Annotated in this window: 17 protein-coding genes; 4 read left to right on the top strand and 13 right to left on the bottom strand. The window is 67.2% G+C overall.

Going from position 1 to position 15958, the window contains the following annotated elements; translation table 11 throughout:
- Nucleotides 1-96 precede the first annotated feature (96 nt).
- The 4 genes from QNI11_RS18755 to QNI11_RS18740 all read right to left on the bottom strand — a co-directional run bounded on the left by QNI11_RS18755 (nt 97) and on the right by QNI11_RS18740 (nt 4296).
- Entirely contained in the window at nt 97-1197 is a 1101-nt protein-coding gene (locus QNI11_RS18755; RefSeq protein WP_283981306.1) for a Hint domain-containing protein, read from the bottom strand.
- A gap of 187 nt (nt 1198-1384) precedes the next feature.
- The gene (locus tag QNI11_RS18750) at nt 1385-2668 is read right to left on the bottom strand and encodes a Na+/H+ antiporter NhaA (RefSeq protein WP_283981305.1); all 1284 of its coding nucleotides are present in this window, start codon (nt 2666-2668) and stop codon (nt 1385-1387) included.
- 259 nt (nt 2669-2927) lie between these two features.
- Nucleotides 2928-3962: a permease gene (locus QNI11_RS18745; protein ID WP_283981304.1), complete on the bottom strand. Its 1035-nt coding sequence runs from the start codon at nt 3960-3962 to the stop codon at nt 2928-2930.
- Entirely contained in the window at nt 3955-4296 is a 342-nt protein-coding gene (locus tag QNI11_RS18740) for a helix-turn-helix transcriptional regulator (protein WP_283981303.1), read from the bottom strand. Before QNI11_RS18740 ends, QNI11_RS18745 begins: the two co-directional genes overlap by 8 nt.
- A 161-nt stretch (nt 4297-4457) precedes the next feature.
- On the opposite strand from QNI11_RS18740, the gene QNI11_RS18735 reads away from it, so the two are divergent.
- Complete coding sequence (locus QNI11_RS18735; RefSeq protein ID WP_283981302.1) at nt 4458-5462, top strand: P1 family peptidase; 1005 nt, start codon at nt 4458-4460, stop codon at nt 5460-5462.
- Between the two features lie 10 nt (nt 5463-5472).
- Here QNI11_RS18735 and QNI11_RS18730 read toward each other — a convergent pair whose 3' ends face one another.
- Genes QNI11_RS18730 through QNI11_RS18695 form a run of 8 tightly spaced genes read right to left on the bottom strand, consistent with a single transcriptional unit; the run spans nt 5473 to nt 12734 of the window.
- On the bottom strand, nt 5473-6273 hold the full coding sequence (locus QNI11_RS18730; protein ID WP_373418407.1) for an SseB family protein: 801 nt from the start codon (nt 6271-6273) through the stop codon (nt 5473-5475).
- A complete protein-coding gene (locus tag QNI11_RS18725) occupies nt 6266-6859 on the bottom strand; it encodes a uracil-DNA glycosylase family protein (RefSeq protein ID WP_283981301.1) in 594 nt (197 codons plus the stop codon). Before QNI11_RS18725 ends, QNI11_RS18730 begins: the two co-directional genes overlap by 8 nt.
- 39 nt (nt 6860-6898) lie before the next feature.
- Complete coding sequence (locus QNI11_RS18720) at nt 6899-7639, bottom strand: SDR family oxidoreductase (protein WP_283981300.1); 741 nt, start codon at nt 7637-7639, stop codon at nt 6899-6901.
- An 11-nt stretch (nt 7640-7650) separates the two neighbouring features.
- Nucleotides 7651-8379, bottom strand: coding sequence for an SDR family NAD(P)-dependent oxidoreductase (locus tag QNI11_RS18715; protein ID WP_283981299.1), 729 nt, complete (start codon nt 8377-8379; stop codon nt 7651-7653).
- Nucleotides 8380-8436: 57 nt separating this feature from the next.
- Nucleotides 8437-10074: an ABC transporter ATP-binding protein gene (locus QNI11_RS18710; protein WP_283981298.1), complete on the bottom strand. Its 1638-nt coding sequence runs from the start codon at nt 10072-10074 to the stop codon at nt 8437-8439.
- Nucleotides 10074-10889, bottom strand: a complete 816-nt coding sequence (locus tag QNI11_RS18705) for an ABC transporter permease (RefSeq protein ID WP_283981297.1) — start codon at nt 10887-10889, stop codon at nt 10074-10076. The genes QNI11_RS18710 and QNI11_RS18705 overlap by 1 nt, the downstream gene beginning before the upstream one ends.
- A complete protein-coding gene (locus tag QNI11_RS18700; RefSeq protein ID WP_283981296.1) occupies nt 10886-11827 on the bottom strand; it encodes an ABC transporter permease in 942 nt (313 codons plus the stop codon). Before QNI11_RS18700 ends, QNI11_RS18705 begins: the two co-directional genes overlap by 4 nt.
- A gap of 19 nt (nt 11828-11846) precedes the next feature.
- Nucleotides 11847-12734 (bottom strand): glycosyltransferase family 32 protein, encoded by an 888-nt coding sequence (locus QNI11_RS18695; protein ID WP_283981295.1) that lies wholly within the window; start codon nt 12732-12734, stop codon nt 11847-11849.
- A gap of 176 nt (nt 12735-12910) precedes the next feature.
- Here QNI11_RS18695 and QNI11_RS18690 point away from each other — a divergent pair, with 176 nt between their 5' ends.
- Entirely contained in the window at nt 12911-13132 is a 222-nt protein-coding gene (locus QNI11_RS18690) for a hypothetical protein (RefSeq protein ID WP_283981294.1), read from the top strand.
- 3 nt (nt 13133-13135) lie between these two features.
- Here QNI11_RS18690 and QNI11_RS18685 read toward each other — a convergent pair whose 3' ends face one another.
- The gene (locus QNI11_RS18685) at nt 13136-14002 is read right to left on the bottom strand and encodes an alpha/beta fold hydrolase (RefSeq protein ID WP_283981293.1); all 867 of its coding nucleotides are present in this window, start codon (nt 14000-14002) and stop codon (nt 13136-13138) included.
- Nucleotides 14003-14141: 139 nt separating this feature from the next.
- Here QNI11_RS18685 and QNI11_RS18680 point away from each other — a divergent pair, with 139 nt between their 5' ends.
- Both QNI11_RS18680 and QNI11_RS18675 read left to right on the top strand, forming a co-directional pair.
- Complete coding sequence (locus tag QNI11_RS18680) at nt 14142-15152, top strand: methyltransferase (RefSeq protein WP_283981292.1); 1011 nt, start codon at nt 14142-14144, stop codon at nt 15150-15152.
- A gap of 191 nt (nt 15153-15343) precedes the next feature.
- Entirely contained in the window at nt 15344-15958 is a 615-nt protein-coding gene (locus QNI11_RS18675; RefSeq protein WP_283981291.1) for a hypothetical protein, read from the top strand.

Below are 15958 nucleotides of genomic sequence, written 5' to 3'. Positions count from 1 at the left end.
TGCCCGTTATCCCCGTGTGGGGTTTGGATTTTATTAAAAAAGGAATTTGGCTACATTATGACCCCGGGCCGAAACAAAGACAACGGACAGGGCGGTTCACTCGCCCGGGTTTGAAACAGTCCGGCGCAGTTTCGGGAGGGCGAGGGCCTCTTTCCGCTTCAGCACGGGGCGAGCCGTGGGACCATAGGCCACAAGCGCGGTGCGGTCCGCAAGGGCCGGCAGAAGAGTCAGCAGGGACAGGCGTTCGGGTTGGCCCAGACCGGCGATGCCGATGGGGCCGGGATAGAAGCTTTCCGACAGGACGCCCTCGGCCACCAGGAGGTGATGTTTCGCCAGCATGAGGTGGTGATAGCGGACGTGGCGCGTGCCCGCCGCGGCTTTCACTGGGCCTTCCGCCTCGGCCAGGTGGCGGGCGCGCACAAGCCGCTGTTCGGCCGCGGACGGCGCGGGCCAGAGGAGACAATGCTGCGGCGAGACCAGCACCTCTTTCTGCGCGCCCAGCACGCCCGGCGGGATGCGGATCGGCTTCAGATGCGGGTTGAGTTGCAGCGTGCGTGGCCCATGGCCCCGCGCTCCCACCCAGATCAGCGGCTGCGGGCCTGCGTCCAGCGTCCATACGATGTCGCCGGGTTTCAGCGTCTCTACCGCACGCGAGCCGTAAGGTGTGGCGATCCGTGTTCCGGTGGTGAAGCAGGCGGTGACGAGATTGTCCTGATCGAGGTTGATCTTGACGTCGTCACCGCTCGGGTTGAAGTCGATGGCTCTTGTCTGGATCGACGTGATGTCCGGCAAGTCACCGACACCGTCGTCGATGGCCATGAAGTAACGGTCAGAGCCGCCGCCGATGGGGCTGGCGACGATCCATGACACTTGGGACGAGAAGTCATCGCCGACGAGATCGACCGTGCTGCCGCCGTCGTAGGTCACCGTAACCGGGTTCGATGTGTTCGTCGGTGTGTAGATCTGGATGTTGTATGAAACGCCGTCGATGACGAGGATGCCATTGTCGGCGTCCGCCGTTTCATTGATCTCGTTGATCTCAGTGGCGGTGTTGCTGGATTCCTGATCGGAGTAGGTGGCGTTGTCGACAAAGCCGATGATATCACCGCCGCCCCCCGGCGCGGTGGTGTAGGTGGTGAAGGCACCTATGCCTGACAGCTCGATCAGGTCGTAGAGCGGCGTATTGCTTGCTCCCATGCCGGACTCCGTAGTTTTGTCCGGCAATCGTGGTAAACGCGTGCGTCAGGTCTGCGGCGGGTTTCGGACAATTCGGCGGCATTGCCCTGAGTGTTCAGCGCTCAAGAGGAACTGGGGCGTTCGTACAAAACGAAGAACGGCCGCCGGGGGTGCCGGCGGCCGTCCAGATTTCGCACGATCAGGCTTGTCAGAGTTCCTGCTTCTCCACCTTCGTTACCTTGCCGACGATGATCGACACCACGGCGGCAAAGAAGCTGAAGAGCGCGCCCATCTTTGCCGCATCCTGCACCGGGCCGGCATCGAAAGCGACGGACGCCACGAAAAGCGACACGGTAAAGCCGATGGCCGCAACGCAGCCGATCACCACGAGGTCGATGATCCTCATGCCTTCGGGGATGCCCAGGCCAAGCGGCCGTGCAGCGATCCAGCCGAAGATGAAGATACCCACCGGCTTGCCGATCAGCAGCCCCGCGAGAACCAGCCAGGTCGCAGCCCCCATGGAGGAGAACTCCACACCCGCGTTCAACAGGCCGAAGAAGAACAGGATGACCTCCACCGGGTATTTCAGCGCGTGTTCCATGGCGTTCAGCAGGTCGTGCAGGTGTTCCTCGGCGGCGGCGAACAGGCCGAAGGCGCGGTCAGCGTGCGGGATCGCCGGCACGATGGGCAGCAGGCCAAGCGCCGGGTGCAGGCCCGACATCATGAAGCCATACCAGGAAATGCAGCCCGCGATGGCGTAGGGCCAGAACGACAGCGTCTTGCGGACCCAGGTCGAATTCGGGCGGTCCTGCTTGCCGATGTCCAGCTTCCGCGGGAGCGAGTTGAAGGCGAAGAACGCCACGAGCGACGCGCCCACCGACAGCAGCAGCCAGGCCGGGGCAAGGTCGCCCGACGGGTAGAAGATCGCGAGAATGATGAGACCCGCGGCATCGTCGGCGATGGCCAGAAGCAGCAGGAAACGCACCGCCGGGTGGCCCGCACCGAAGACCAGGCGCCCGACGAGGTAGCTGAAGGCGATGTCGGTCGCGGTCGGGATGGCCCAGCCGTTGGCGACGGCGCTGTAGGTCTCGGACCCCATGACCATGGCAAGGCCGAGGTAGACGGCAATCGGGCCAAACATGCCGCCCGCGGTGGCGAACAGCGGCGTCGCGGCCTTCTTGCCCCGCAAGGAACCCTGTTCGAGGATCACCGCTTCCCAGACTTCCTTTGCCGCGATGGCGAAGAACAGCGCCATGAGCACGTCGTTGACGAGGTAGTGCAGGGTCAGCGTCCGGTGGCCGTCATGCGGATGGCCGATGGGCGCGTGGTCCCAGATCACGAATTCGACGAAGTGGTGATATGTGTCCGCCCAGTAGTGCGGCTGCCCCGCGACCGGAGCGATCACGTCGAGGTTGGCCCAGATCAGCGCTATGACAGCGCCGATGATCAGCAGCAGCGAATAGCTCGCCAGAAAATTCCAGACGCGATACATGAGGCCCCTCTCCCGTTCCTGCGTTGGTAATCGGGGTTATCCGATTGCGCGCGGCGGGGCAACGCAGGCCGCAGCCAAAATTGCCCGAGCGTCATGAGTTGCGGTGGCTTTGACACTTCCCTGCGCGAATGGCGTGGGGGCGGGGCCGCGGTTTGCCGGAAACCGGGCGATTCCAGACCGCTGAACGGAAAAGGCCCCCTGCAGAAACTGGCGCGATTCTGGACTTGCAGGGGGCCTTGGTGGCCGGGTTGTCAGGGCCTCAGGCGATGGCGCCCCAGGCCAGTCCGGCGACGATGGAGCCCGCCAGTGCAAAGGCAAGGTAGGCGGCGAAGACCCGCGGCTTGACCAGCGCCCAGACCGCGATGGCGGCGGGGATGCAGCTGACGCCTCCGGCGAGCATGAAGCTCATCGCCGCGCCGTCCGCCATGCCCATGTTCAGCAGCTCGCTGACCAGCGGTACGGCCGCGTAGCCGTTCAGGTAGGCAGGCATCCCGACCAGCGCCGCCAGCAGGATCGGCATCAGCCCGCTGCCGCCCAGCACCGAGGCGACCGCGTCGGCAGGGACGTAGTGGATCATCACCGCCTCGATGATGTAGGCCAGCGTGAGCCATTTCAGCAGGAAAAGGGCATTGTCGAGCGCGGCCGAACGAAAGACTTCGCGACGTTCCGGTTCCTGCCAGAAGCGCCAGACCGGCTTGCCCTGGAACGGCTTCTTCACGCCGCAGCAGCCGCCGACCTTGGGCTTTGCACGCAGCGGGTCGGCGAAGACCGGAGAGGACTTCAGCATCATCGTGCCCAAGCCGCCCATCAGGCCGATGCCAACCGCGGCCAGCAACTTGGCGGTCGCGAACTCCATGCCCAGGACGCCCGCGGTGATCGAGAACATTGCCGGGTCCATCAGCGGAGAGGCCAGCCAGAAGGCCATGACGGCGGACAGCGGCGCGCCGACGGCCAGCAGTGCGGCGATGAAGGGGATCACCTCGCACGAGCAGAATGGGGACAGTCCGCCCAGAAGCGCGGCAAAGACGATCATCCGGGTTTCCCGGCCCTCGAAGGCCTTGGCCAGCAGCGTCTCCGCCCCTGTCGCCTTCAGGTAGGCGACAGCGAGGACCGCGAACAGGATGAACGGTGCGGTGTTCAGCAGCGCCCGGGCAGCGAAGGTCACGCTGGGCCAGAACTGCGGCGTGTCCAGTACCGCCACGGCAAGAAGGATCGCCGCAGACGCCATCCAGGCCCAGGAGATCCGGGCCCGGACCTGCGGCCAGAACGGCGTGTTCGAAGAGGTGTCAGCCATGGGAATGCTCCGTTGCACAGCTCGCATCGGCGCAGCAGTGCCGCAAAAGATAATCCGACAGCGCCCGGACTTCCGCATAGTCCGCCCCGGCACAGATGATGCTTCTTCCCTGACGCGACTGGGTCACCAGACCGGCCGCGGCAAGAATTTTCAGGTGATGGGTCAGGGTCGATCCGCTGATCCCGCACCGTTCGCCAAGAACGCCGATGGGCAGCCCCTCCGACCCGGCACGCACCAGGACATCCAGAACCGCAAGGCGCTGTTCCGAACCGAGGGCCGCGAACTTCGACGCGGCGGTTTCGGGCGTCAGCCCGCTGTGATTCGTCATTTCCATACTTCTAACGTTATCGAAATGAATCCGTCGCGCAAGTGTTATTTCAACAATCTTCGAAATGTCGGGTCCATGCGCGGGCTGGCCCGATCCAACGGCCGATCCGCTTGCCAGCAGGCGCCGCGCGGGCGACAGTCGCCGCACCCAGACAGCGGAGTTTCCAGATGCAGCCCGGCCCCCTGAACCTCATCACCGACGTGGCTGGTCTGCGGGTCGGGAACGCTTCGGACCCCGCATTGAAGTCAGGCACCACCGTCCTGACCGCCGACCGGCCCTTCACCGCTTCCGTCGCGATACACGGCGGGGCGCCCGGCACGCGAGAGACCGCGCTTCTCGCCCCCGACAAATCGGCGCCGGGCGTCGATGCGCTGGTGCTGTCGGGCGGCAGTGCCTTCGGCCTCGCCGCGGCGCAGGGAGTCATGGATGCGCTGCACGTACAGGGCAGGGGGTTCGAAGTCTTCTCGGCCCGCGTGCCCATCGTGCCCGCGGCGATCATCTTCGACCTCTTGAACGGCGGCGAGAAGCGCTGGACCGTGAACCCCTATCCGGACCTGGGCGCCCGCGCGCTTGCCGCCGCCGACAGGACCTTTGCCATCGGCACCCAAGGGGCGGGCGCGGGCGGGCAGACGGCGCAGCACAAGGGCGGGCTGGGGTCGGCCTCGCTGGTGCTGGCGGACGGCACCACGGTGGGCGCGCTTGTCGCGGTGAACCCGATGGGAAGTGTGACGACCTCCTCGGGCCGGCACTTCCATGCGGCGCCCTACGAGGTAAACGCCGAGTTTGGTGGCCTCGGGCCGGACCCCCAGCCGTCGCTGGCGTTGCTGCCCAGCCGCAAGGTCGGCGCCATGGCCCAGCAGGGCAACACCACCATCGCGATCGTCGCCACCGACGCCGCGCTCGACAAGGCACAGTGCAACCGTCTTGCCGTTGCGGCGCATGACGGCATCGCCCGGGCCATCCTGCCGGCGCATTCGCCGATGGACGGGGATCTGGTGTTCGCCGCCTCAATGGGGGACCGCCCACTGATAGAGCCAGGCGCACAGCTCGCCATGATCGGCCACGCCGCCAGCCTGTGCCTCAGCCGAGCAATCGCACGCGCGGTTTGGGAGGCAGAGCCCGAACCCTACGATACCCTCCCGGCGATCCGGCGGGAGCTTGGGCTCGTCTGAGGCAGGTTTGTCAGCGCAGGATCGGCGGCTTGTCGGGGTCGGAGCCCGGGGCGGCGCGTTCGAATTCCACCCGCGGTTTATCCGGCTCCGGCAGATCTAAGCGCAGACCGACACGAGCCAGACGCGCGCAGATCGGATCGTCGGCCTTGAGGAAGACCACGTCCAACGCGCCCGCTTCGAGACCGGAGAAGACCAGCGCCTCCTGCACCGCACCGGCCAGAGCCGGTTCGGCGCGTTCCGGGGCGCCGACGATCCCCAGCAGGTGACCGCGCCCGCCGCCCTCATAGCCGACCTCCGCCAGCCACGCGCAGTCCGCCAGACCCGCCGCCGTGGCCAGCTTGGCGTCGAGAGCGGTCAGCAGGACTTCGGGCAGGGCGCGGGGCGCGGAGAGCGTTTCGGCGCGCGCCTCGGCCATGGAGGGGGCCTGCGACAGGGTCTCAGCCAGCCAGGCCAGTGCCTCCGGCGGCAGCAGGATCTGCGAGGGGCCGCTTTCGGGGTTCAGCGCCAGGCCGATGCCCTGCCCGGCCAGCATGCCCGCAAGCGCACGGCCCGACATGGCGACATAGGGCACCGCGCGTCCGGCAAAGCCCGACATCCGCGCCTCCCGGTCGAAGACGAGGACGAAGCGCGCGTCGGCGACATCGAAGATCTCCGGTTCGATGGTGTCGCCTGCGGGCTCCCGTTCCAGCATCAGGAACAGCTCGCTCGACGCCAGCCGGTCGTAGAACCGCATCCGTGCGGCGTCGTCGTCCGGGGCGGCTTCCATTTCGGCAAAGGCGCGGTCCAGCGCGGTCTCGGGCATGTCAGGCATCCAGAACCTCTCTGACGCGGGCGCGCAGCACGGGCAGCAGGTCTGCCGCGAACCACGGGTTGCGTTTCAGCCAACCCGTATTGCGCCACGACGGATGCGGCAAGGGCAGGGCGTCGGGCAGAAAGTCGCGCCAGTTGCTCACCGTCTCGGTGACATTCGTCGTGACGCCCAGGTGCCAGCGCTGCGCAATACCGCCGATGGGCAGGGTCAGGTGGACCTCGGGCAGGCGGTCGACCAGCGGCGCGCGCCATGTCCTTGCGCAGATCGCAGGGGGCGGCAGGTCCGAACCCTTGCGGTAACCGGGAAAGCAGAACCCCATCGGCAGGATCGCAACGCGCGCCTCGTCATAGAACGTATCCGCGTCGAGGCCGAGCCAGTCGCGCAGCCGGTCTCCCGACGGATCGGTGAAGGGCCGCCCGGAATGGTGCACCTTCATCCCCGGCGCCTGTCCGGCGATCAGCAGGCGCGCGGTTGGCTTGGCGCGCAGCACGGGGCGCGGCGCATGTGCCGTTTCGGTCGCCGCAAAGCGGTCCTGGCAGATGCGGCAGCCGCGCACGTCCTCGATCAGGGCGGAAAGGTCGGTCATCCTTCGTAGCTAGGACCGGAACGGGCGCCCTTCAACGCGTCAGATGCAACGCCCGCCGTCGACCTCCATGCAGACGCCGGTGATCATGCTGGCCTCGTCCGAGCACAGGTAGAGCGCCGCGTTCGCCAGATCCTCCGGGGTGGAGAACCGGCCCAGCGGGATGGTCGAAAGGAACTTGGCCCGCATCTCGGGCGTGTCCTCCCCGAGGAAGCTGGGCAGCAGCGGCGTGTCCCCGGCCACCGGGTTCAGCGCGTTCACCCGGATGCCGAAGGGGGCGAGTTCGACGGCCATCGCCTTGGTCGCGGTGTTCATCCAGCCCTTGGACGCGTTGTACCAGTTGAGCTTCGGACGCGGAGAGACCCCGGCGGTGGAGGCGATGTTGAGGATCACGCCCGACCCGCGCGCCTTGAAGGCGGGCACCACGGCACGGGCGGTCAGGTAGACCGACTTGCAGTTCACCGCGAACACCCGGTCGAAGTCGACCTCGCTCACGTCCTCCAGCGGTGTCGGAAGATGCGTGATGCCCGCGTTGTTGACCACGATATCGGGCGTGCCGTGGGCGCCGGTGAAGCCGTCGATCATCTCCGCGACCGAGGTCGGGTCGGAGACGTCGACATGGGTGTGCGGCGCGCCGATCCGCGCCGCGACGCGCACGGCGGCGTCGGTGTTGATGTCGGCCACAAGCACCGTTGCACCTTCGGCGGCAAACCGGGCGGCGATGCCTTCGCCAAATCCCGAGCCGGCCCCGGTCACGATGGCGCGTTTTCCCTGCAATCTCATCGCCCGTATCCTCAGTAGGTTGCGCGACCGCCGGACTGGTCAAAGACCGACGCGGTGGTGAAGGACGCCTCGTCCGAGGCCAGCCAGCAGGCCATGGCGGCGATCTCGTCGACCGTGCCGAAGCGGCCCATGGGGATCTTCGACTTCATGAAGTCGATGAAGGTCTGGGTCATCTGGTCGAAGATCGCGGTGTGCACGGCCGCGGGGGCGATGGCGTTGACCGTGATCCGGGTGTCGGCCAGTTCCTTGCCGAGGGACTTCGTCAGGCCGATGACCGCCGCCTTGGACGACGAATAGGCAGAGGCGTTGGGGTTGCCCTCCTTGCCCGCGACGGAGGCCATGTTGACGATCCGTCCGAACCCGTTCGGACGCATGATGCGCGCGGCGGCCCGGTTGCAGTAGAACAGCCCGTGGACGTTCAGCGCATAGACCTTCAGCCAGTCCTCGGTGGGGTAGTCGATCACCGGCACGTTGGGCCCGGTGATCCCGGCAGAGCAGACCAGCGTGTCGAGATGCCCCATGGCCTGCGCGTCCTCCGCCATCGCGGCGTCAACCGCATCCGGGTCGGTGACGTCGACCTGGCGGGTCTTCAGCTGTGTGCCCTCGAGCTTTGCGAGGTTGTCGGCGCTGATGTCCCAGACCGTGACTGTGGCGCCCTCGTCGGCCAGGCGGCTGGCGATGGCCAGACCGATACCGGAAGCGCCGCCCGTGACGATGGCGGCGCGGTTGTTGAAACGCATGAATGATCCTCCCTTTACGGGAGGAGAGTGCGGCGAAGTGGACTTAAGGGCAAGGGGTCAGCCGGGCAGTCCCGCCGGCAAACGAGGCGCGGCGGCCAGCAGGCTGCGGGCATACTCCGTCCGCGGCGCCGTGAAGAGCTGTTCGGTGGCTGCGTCCTCCACGATCCTGCCGTGGCGCATGACCATCACGCGGTCGGTGACGGAGCGGACGACATGCAGGTCGTGGCTGATGAAGAGCCACGTCAGACCGTGCGTCTCCGACAGGCGGGCCAGCAGGTCGAGCACCTGCGCCCGCACCCGGACATCGAGGGCAGAGACCGCCTCGTCAAAGACGATCAGGTCCGGCCGGATGATGAGCGCCCGCGCGATGGCGAGCCGCTGACGCTGCCCGCCGGAGAAGGCGTGGATGTGTTTCGTGGCATCGTCGGGGGACAGGCCCACGGCGGTCAGCGCCTCTGCAACCGCATCCTTCGGCGGCGGCGTGTCGAGCAGGTGGAACGGCTCCGAGATCAGGCGCGCGACCCGGTGGCGCGGGTTGAAGCTGCCGTAAGGGTCCTGGAAGACCACCTGGATGCGGCGCTGGGTGTCGCGATTGGGGCGGCCGTTTGCCAGAACCGGCTGGCCGTCGATCTCGATCCGGCCGGTGGCCAGCGGCTCAAGGCCGAGAAGCGCGCGCGTGAGCGTGGACTTGCCGCAGCCGGATTCGCCCACGAGGCCCAGCCGCTCGCCTTTGCGGATCGTGAAGCTGACATTGTCGACGGCGGTGAATCGGCGCTGCTTCGCGAATGGATGTGGACGGGGCAGGGGGTAGGTCACGCTGACATCGGTTGCCTGCAGCAACGGCTCGCCGGGCCGGCGGGCGGGCAGGTGGGCACGATGCGACGAGGCGGCGATGAGCGCGCGAGTATAGGTGTGCTGGGGCTGGTGCAGAAGCTGCGCGGTCGGAGCCGTCTCCACCACGCGACCCTTCTGCATGACGGCGATGCGGTCGGCCATGTCCGCCACCACGGCGAGGTCATGGGTGATGAGCAGGAGCGCCATGCCTTCGGTCCGGGTGAGGTCCTTCAGGAGGTCGAGGATCTGGGCCTGCGTCGTGACGTCGAGCGCGGTGGTCGGTTCGTCCGCGATCAGGAGGCGTGGCTTCAGCGCGATCGCCATGGCGATGACGACCCGCTGCCGCTGCCCGCCGGAAAGCTCGTGCGGATAGCGTCCGGGCGAGACGTCGAGGCCCACCTTTCGCAGCAGTCCGGTCACGTCGGGGGGCATGGCGCGATGGATGCGGAAGACCTCTGCGATCTGGTGGCCGATGGTCTGGAGCGGGTTGAGCGCGGTCATCGGTTCCTGGAAGACCATGCCGATCTCGCGCCCGCGGATGCGGCGCAGGTCGCGGTCGGCAAGGCGGGTGAGGTCGGTATCGCCGAAGCGTATCGTTCCCGAGGCCACGGCAGAGGCAGGCAGGAGCCCCATGACGGCGAGCGCGGTGAGCGACTTGCCTGAGCCGGATTCGCCGGTCAGGGCCAGCGTTTCGCCGTGGTTCATGTGGAAGGACACGTCCTGCAGGACAGGCTTGCCATGGACAGTCGCGGTGAGGCTGTCGACGTGGAGAAGCGGGTTCGGATCGCTTGCGGCGACCTGACCCGCGTGGGGCTCTGCCCGCCGGACCTCCCGAGGGTATCTGGATCTGGATGCAGACATCAGGTCCGGAGCGGCTTCAGGCGCGGGTCGAGGGCGTCGCGCAGGCCGTCGCCAAGGAAGTTCAGCCCGAGCACCATCAGAACGATGGTCAGGCCGGGGATCAGTGCGGTGTGTGGTGCTATGGTCACGAGTGTCTGCGCGTCGGCCAGCATGCGGCCCCAGCTGGGCGTGGGCGGCTGCGCGCCCAGCCCGACATAGGCGAGGCCCGCCTCGGCGAGGATGCCCAGCGAGAACTGGATCGTGGCCTGCACGATAAGCAGGTTGAGGATGTTGGGCAGGATGTGCTCGGCGCTGATCCGGGTGCGCGACTTGCCGCAGGTGCGGGCGGCGAGGATGAATTCCCGCGTCCAGAGCGACAGCGCCGCGCCGCGTGTCAGCCGGGCGAAGACAGGGATGTTGAAGATGCCGATGGCGATGATCGCATTGAGGGCGGAAGGCCCGAAGGTGGCTGTGATGAGGATCGCGATCACGAGGCTGGGGAAGGCAAAGACGAGGTCGGACGCGCGGGAGATCGCTTCGTCGATCAGTCCGCCCCGGTATGTGGCGGCGGTCAGGCCGAGAGGAACGCCGAGACCCGCACCGATGGCCACCGCAACGAGCGCCACGGCGATGGATGTGCGCGCGCCCGTCATGAGCATCGACAGGATGTCGCGCCCGAAGTGATCGGTGCCGAGCAGGTGTGCGCCCCCCGGCGGCAGGAGCCGTTGCGGGATGTCCACCTGCGTGACGTCGAACGGGGTCCAGACGAGCGACAGGAGGGCCGCCGCGACCATGAGCGCCGAGAGCGCGCCGCCTATGAGGAGCGCGGGTTTCATCGGCGGCGGAGCCTCGGGTCGGCCAGGGCGTAGGCGAGATCGGTGAGGAAATTCACCAGGATCACCGCGAAGACCAGCAGCATGACCACCGATTCCACGGTGATCAGGTCGCGCTGGGAGATCGACTGGAAGATCAGCCGGCCGAGGCCGGGCAGGTAGAAGACCTGTTCGATTATGATCGCACCGGCCAGCAGGAAGGAGAACTGCAGCCCGAGAATGGTCAGGACGGGGATCAGCGCGTTGCGCAGACCGTGGCGGCGCAGCGCCTGGGCCCGGGACAGGCCCTTGGCGCGTGCGGTGCGGATGTAGTCCTCGTGCAGGGCATCGATCAGGCTGGACCTGAGGATGCGGGCAAGGATTGCCGCCTGCGGCAGGGCGAGCGCCACGGCGGGCAGGGTCAGGGCCTTGAGGGCGGCGCCGGGATCGTCCCAGCCGGGGAAGCCGCCGGACGGGAAGATGCGCCATGTGATGGCGAAGAGCGACACGAGCAGCATGGCGAACCAGAAGTTCGGCACGGCAACGCCCAGCTGGCTGGCGCCCATGACCGCGATGTCCGCGGGTCTGCCACGGCGGACCGCTGCCACGAGCCCCGCTGGAAAGGCCACGAGAACGGCGAGGAGGAGCGCATAGAGGGTCAGCGGCAGTGAGATCCAGAGCCTGTCCGCGACCATGCCGGCGACCGGCGTCCGGTAAGTGTAGGAGATGCCGAGGTCGCCTGTCAGAAGGCCGCCGACCCACGCGAGGTAACGCTCGGGCGGAGAGAGGTCGAGGTTCAGCTCCGCTCTCAGCGCCGCCAGTGTCTCCGGCTGCGCGTTGATGCCCAGCATGTAGGCGGCGGGGTCGCCCGGCGCGACCTCCACCACGAGGAAGATCACCAGAGAGGCGGCGGCGAGGCTGACGAGGAGCGAGAGCAGGCGGCGGGACAGGTAAGTCAGCATGACAAGACGGGTGCCCGGGTCATTGCCGGTCTGCGCCGGCTTGCGGCTGGCCGGCCAGCGCAAAGAGCAGGTCGAGTTGCCTGTCGCGGGGAAGACCGTTCAGCGCCAGCTTCTGCATGCGCGACCCTTCGGTCAGGGTCCGGATGTCGTCGTCGGTCATCCGCGCGTAGTCGCGTTTCCAGTGGCGCAGCATCAGGTCCTTGTAGGAGCCCAGCTTGGCGGTCCGGGACCATGTGGCGTGGATGTCGGGCCGGGTGTCCAGCATGTGCTCGAAGAGGTAATGCGGCCAGAAGTACGGATGCAGGGGGCGGTCCGCACCGCCACCGGGCGCCACGGACCACGCGCGTTTCTTCGGCTCCAGCACCTGTTTGGCCTTGGGCGCGCCGCCGGTCAGGGCCAGCTTCAGCGACGTCAGGCGGAAGGCCAGCGTGCCCTTGGCGCCGGGTTCGAGTTCGCGTTGGCTGACCTGCTGGCGCCGGGGGCTTTGCCAGTATCGGACGGTCTCCTCCATCCATGCGGTCATGATAGGGTGGCCCGGCGTGGCGGCAAGAAACCAGTTCTCGACCGGGCGCCGACGATAGGGATCGTGGAAGGCGAAGAAGCCTTCCCGCGTCAGCGCGGGCAGCCAGTCGTCGAGCGGGCGCACCGGCACGGTTGCCGCATCGACGTAGACGCCGCCCCGCGCCTCCAGTTCGTGCATGCGGAAGATGTCGGCCTGCCCCTGGAATGTGGCCGGGGGATGCGGAATGCCTCGGTCCGCGAACGCCTGCCGTGCGTCGGTGGCGTCGAACATGTGCACCTGCCACGCCGGGTTCAGCGCGGCCCAGGCGTCCCAGCAGCGACGCACGATGGCGGGCGCCTGCGCTTCACCCTGCGCCCAGTAGAAGACAAGCCGTTTCGGCACCATGCACGTACCCTCCCGCCCCCGCTTATCGGGCGAAGGGGGCGGCGGGGGCAAGGGGCTGCGCACATTGCGTTCGCACCACGCTTGTTGCCACTGGTTCATGTCGCAGCCGGATCTGATGACCGGCGGCTGCGACTGCAGCCTGATGGAGAGGTTCATGCTGTCTGGATCGATCGGGCATGTACAACGGCGTGATCGCGGTCTGCTTCACCTGCCGCGGCGGCCTTAAGAACCCGATACCTGGGTGGAAGAACCGGGCACGGACCCAACCGCATTATTCAGTTTCCAACGACCGGCAGGTGCTTCGCATGCCCGATGCAACCGTCTGGCTGCAGCGCTTCATCCATCTGCTGGTCACCGCGAAACCGTTCAAGTTCAACATGCTGCCGGGCCCGGCCTGAACGTCACCCCAGGAATTCGAGCAAGGCACGCGTCGTTTCCTCCGGCGACTGGTCGATGAAGAAATGCCCTCCGGGGACGGTGCTTGACCGCATCTCCGCCAGCCGGTCGGCCCAGGTGGCGGGCACGTCGTAGGCCCGGGCCATTGCTCCTTCCGCGCCGTAGAGGACCAGAGACGGCACCTCGATCCGGCGGTCGATATCGGCCTCGTCCAGCGCGAAATCCACGTCGATGGCGGCGCGGTAGTCGTCGCACATGGCGCGGCGGCACTCGGGGTCGGCCCATGCCGCACGGTAGGCCTCCAGCTTCGGGAAGTCCGACAGTTTCGCGCCGCCCCAGCCCAGCAGGCAGCTTTCGTAATAGGCGTCGGGATCGGCGGCGATCATGTTTTCCGGGAGAGGGTGGGGCTGGCTGAGGAAGAACCAGTGGTAATAGGCGCGGGCAACCGGGTGCGTCAGCCGCGACAGCAGAAGATGCGTGGGCACGATGTCCATCAGGGTCAGGCTCAGCAGCCGGCCGGGCGCATCAAGGGCGAGCCGATGGGCCGTCCGGGCCCCCCGATCATGGCCGACAAGGTGGAAGGCTTCGTATCCGAGGCGCGTCATCAACGCCGTCATGTCGCCCGCCATGGCGCGGAAACTGTAGGCTTCGGCACCCTCCGGTTTGCCGCTTTCGCCGTAGCCGCGCAGGTCCGCGGCGACCACCGTGAACCGTTCGGCCAGCCTCGGCGCGACCTCCGCCCACATCGCACGGGTCTGTGGAAAGCCGTGCAGCAGGAGGACGGCGGGACCGCGCCCGCCTTTCTCGTAGGCGATCTCCACCCCGTCGAGGTCCGCCCGGCCGGGCGTGAACCCCGGAATGTCGTTGCGCATGATCCCCTCCCGGCCCGCGTTGCCCGCATTTTGGCCCCGGGCGGGCGGTTGCCGTCAAGACGGGACCGCGATCCCGTCTTCCGGTTGTGCCCCGGCGAAGGGACGCTAGGCTGTCGGCATCGAGACAAGGGAGAACGGCATGACGGTCCTGACCGAGGCAGAGGACATTTCGGATATCGCGTTTGGCTACATGGGCTCCAAGGCACTGTTCGCGGCGCTCGAATTCGGCGTGTTCACCGCGTTGTCGCAGGGCAATACGGGGTTGTCCGACCTCGCCCGGGCCACGGGCTTGCCGGAAGGGCGCTGCCGGACGCTGCTGTCCGCGCTGGTGGGGCTGGGGCTTGTCACGCATGACGACGCGGGTTTTGCGAATTCCCCGGCGGCGGAGTCGTTCCTCGTGAAAGGTGCGCGTCACGACTTTGGCGATTACCTGCGCCTTCAGGTCGGGCGGCAGATGTATCCGCTGATGGACCAGATCGAGAAGGCGCTGACCGGCGATCTCGACGACGGGGACACCGGGTCCTACGCGGAGTGGTTCGCCGATCCGGAGGAGGCGCGGCTTTATTCCGAAAGCCAGCACGCCGGATCGCTCGGGCCCGCCCGCGGTCTGGCGAAGAAGGTCGACCTGTCGGGCATCGGCAGCCTGCTGGACGTGGGCGGCGGCACGGGCGCCTTTGCCATCACGCTGGCCCGCAAGAACCCGAACCTGCGGATCACCGTACTGGATTTTCCCAACGTGGCGCGGCTTGGTGAGGCTTACGTGGCCGATGCGGGCCTGTCGTCGCAGATCGGCTACCGCCATGGCAACGCGCTTGAGGCCGATTGGCCCGGCGGGCAGAATGCAGTGCTGATGAGCTACCTGTTTTCCGGCGTGCCGGACCACAGCCACGCGGGCCTTCTGCGCAAGGCGTTCGATGCTCTCAACCCCGGCGGTCAGGTGCTGATCCACGACTTCATCGTCGACGCCGACCTGTCGGGGCCGAAGAACACCGCGCTCTGGCAGCTTCAGCACACCGCCTTCACGCCGGAGGCGCGGTCGCTTGACGACGACTGGTTGACCGGCGCGCTGGAGGCCGCCGGGTTCAGCGATGCCGAGGTCGGGCCGCTGATCCCCGGGATGACCAAGCTGGCCACGGCCCGCAGGCCCTGAGCAAAGAGTGGCGGCGTGCGCCGCGCCCCACCGGCGGAAATCCTGACTTTGGGTGATTTGGCTGCTGACACAGGCGGCGAACCCCGGTAGCGTCCCGGCGAATTTGAAGAAACGAACCGATGCTACGGCTGAATCCTGTTCAATCCCAAACCTTTGACAGACTTTCCGAAGACGTCTTCGCTGGTCGTCTCGTGGAATACCTGTGTGAGGCTGTTCCCGCCTACCTGCCGCTCTTTCCGGCCCCCCAGCGCAAGGTGATCGTCCGCAACATCATCGCGCGTGCCCGCTCTTTCGGTTTCGAATGGGAAAGCAGTTTCGGCCTGCTGGGCGACCTTATGCTTTCCGTCGCACCGAACCTGTGGTCCGACCCCCGGATCGGTCCGCTGCTGCATGCCGCGCGTGATTCCGATCTCCAGTTCCATCTCGCCACCTTGTCGCAGGACGACTGGAACCGGGCAGAGGCACGGCGCAGCGACGTCCTCGCCTGGCTGCCTCCGGCGCTGGACGGGGCAGCGGGCTGGGCGCCTGCCGATGCGTGTCTGGACGTGATGCTCTGGGATGCGCCCAAGGAAAGCCGCGTCGCCCTGCGTGGCGATGTCGCGCGGGCCATGTCGGATTTCGGGCTGGACAACTCGCTCGATGCGTTCTGCGTCTGCGCAGGCTGGGTGCATCTTTACGGCCCCGACCGGATGGACGAGAGGCGCCATCCATGGCTGCGCGACATCCTGTCTCCGGCGATGGCCGGTCCGGTCCGGCTTGCGGCCCTGAGGGCGCGGGTCATGCTCGACCACGCGCGGCGGGTCTGA

The organism is Sagittula sp. MA-2 (genome assembly GCF_030126985.1).
Taxonomy (GTDB): Bacteria; Pseudomonadota; Alphaproteobacteria; order Rhodobacterales; family Rhodobacteraceae; genus Sagittula.
This window is presented reverse-complemented; position numbering and strand designations above follow the sequence as displayed.